The organism is Flavobacteriales bacterium, assembly GCA_013214975.1.
Taxonomy (GTDB): domain Bacteria; phylum Bacteroidota; class Bacteroidia; order DT-38; family DT-38; genus DT-38.
Window position 1 is genome coordinate 1 of sequence record JABSPR010000168.1, and the last position, 1647, is coordinate 1647.

2 protein-coding genes are annotated in these 1647 nt (G+C 34.3%); one reads left to right on the top strand and one right to left on the bottom strand.

All coding sequences use genetic code 11. The annotated features are described in order from the left end of the window. Positions 1 to 1028, bottom strand: a 1028-nt coding sequence (locus tag HRT72_05985; GenBank protein ID NQY67256.1) for an ABC transporter substrate-binding protein, incomplete at its 3' end; no start/stop codon positions are given. Between the two features lie 293 nt (positions 1029 to 1321). Between HRT72_05985 and HRT72_05990 the strand changes: the two genes are divergently transcribed. After that, positions 1322 to 1647 (top strand): hypothetical protein (locus HRT72_05990; protein NQY67257.1); only part of this gene is annotated, 326 nt, incomplete at its 3' end.

Sequence of the window (1647 nt, forward strand, 5' to 3'; positions counted from 1 at the left end):
ACATTTTTATCTTGAAAAATATTATCGACATTGTTTTGATTGAAAGCCAAGAAAGAGGTGTTTAACCCAGGTTGAATGTGCACTTGATATCCGGACGTTATACTAGTGTCTATGTTGAACTCTCCGAAAAAGTTATTGATAAATGCAACGGGTAGATTTGAAACCATATCGAGATTTCCTTTTTTAAATTCTAAAAGTTCTACTCGTTTATCCGACATGAAACTAATTAAGATGCCATCTAAATAAGGAAGTTGATTTCCATGTTCATCTATTTTCCAATAATTTTCATTTCTTTTTAATTGAACATGGTTGCCTTTTTCTGAAGATGCGATGTAAAAAGGTCCGGTCCCAATAGCCCTATTATTCATTTCTAGTCCATATTTCTCGTACGCTTCTTTAGGGAAGATCCAGCAAAACGAAGTAGAAAGTATCTTTAAGAAATCAGGATGTGGGTTTTTAAGTTTAACTTTTATTGTAAAGTCATCTTCAACAGTAATTCCGGAAACACCGCCTTCAATAAGATTACCCATTGCACTCTGTCTATAATGCTCGTTTGCTCCTATAACGATATCTGCGAGCGTATATGAAAAACCTAAATTGGTTGGATTAGCAGTACATAATAAGTCGAAACAATATTTAACATCATTTGCATTAAGTTCTCTTCCTTTTCCGCCTTCAAAACAAGAATCGTTTCTGAAATAAACACCTTTTCTTATTTTGAATGTATATGCATTTTTAGCTTCATCGAAGCTCCAGCTTTCTGCTAGATGAGGTTTTACTGCCAGTGAAGCTGGGTCAACATCTACTAAGCCTTCGTAAATTTGATCGTTAATATACCATGCAGAAGATTCAACAATGGAATGAGGAAAGAGGCTTCTGTAATCATTTTTTAAATTAAATCGAAATACTCCACCGTAATTAACACCTCCTCTTGCAGGGGTTATAGAATTTGCGGTTTTGTCTTGCGAATTGGAACATCCGGATAAGATAATTCCTAAGGTAATGATTGCTAGTATGGTATTTCTCATAATCGTTCTTTGCTTATAGAGTAGTAATGCTAACAAAAATAAAAAATTGTACCAATTAGAGGGGTAAAAACCGAGCTTAACTGTAAAAAATAGAAAGGTTGATTTATTCGCATTTTTAAAGTTTTGATTTTATCGATTTGACTTATATTTGCAGGATTTTCTTTGGGAAGGGAAAATAGAAGGAAATATCGATGTAGCTTGAGTTAAAAGCTATTAATCGAAAATATATTATCAGTAAATATTTAAAATAAAATTTCAGCGTAAAGATGAAGCAGTCGAGACGAGCAAAACGAATGAAAATTAATAGTGTTCTAGTTGCCAATAGAGGCGAAATTGCAATTAGGATATTTCGTGCATGTGTTGAAATAGGTGTGAGAACGGTTGGCGTTTATACACACGAAGATAGATACTCAATGCACCGTTATAAGTGTGATGAATCGTATCAAATCGGACGAGACGATCAGCCCCTTAAACCATATTTGGATATTGATGAGTTGATTCATGTTGCACTTGAAGCAGGTGTGGATGCCATCCATCCTGGATATGGATTCTTATCAGAGAATAGTGAGTTCGCTAGAAAATGTATTGAAAATGGAATAATCTTTATTGGGCCAGATCC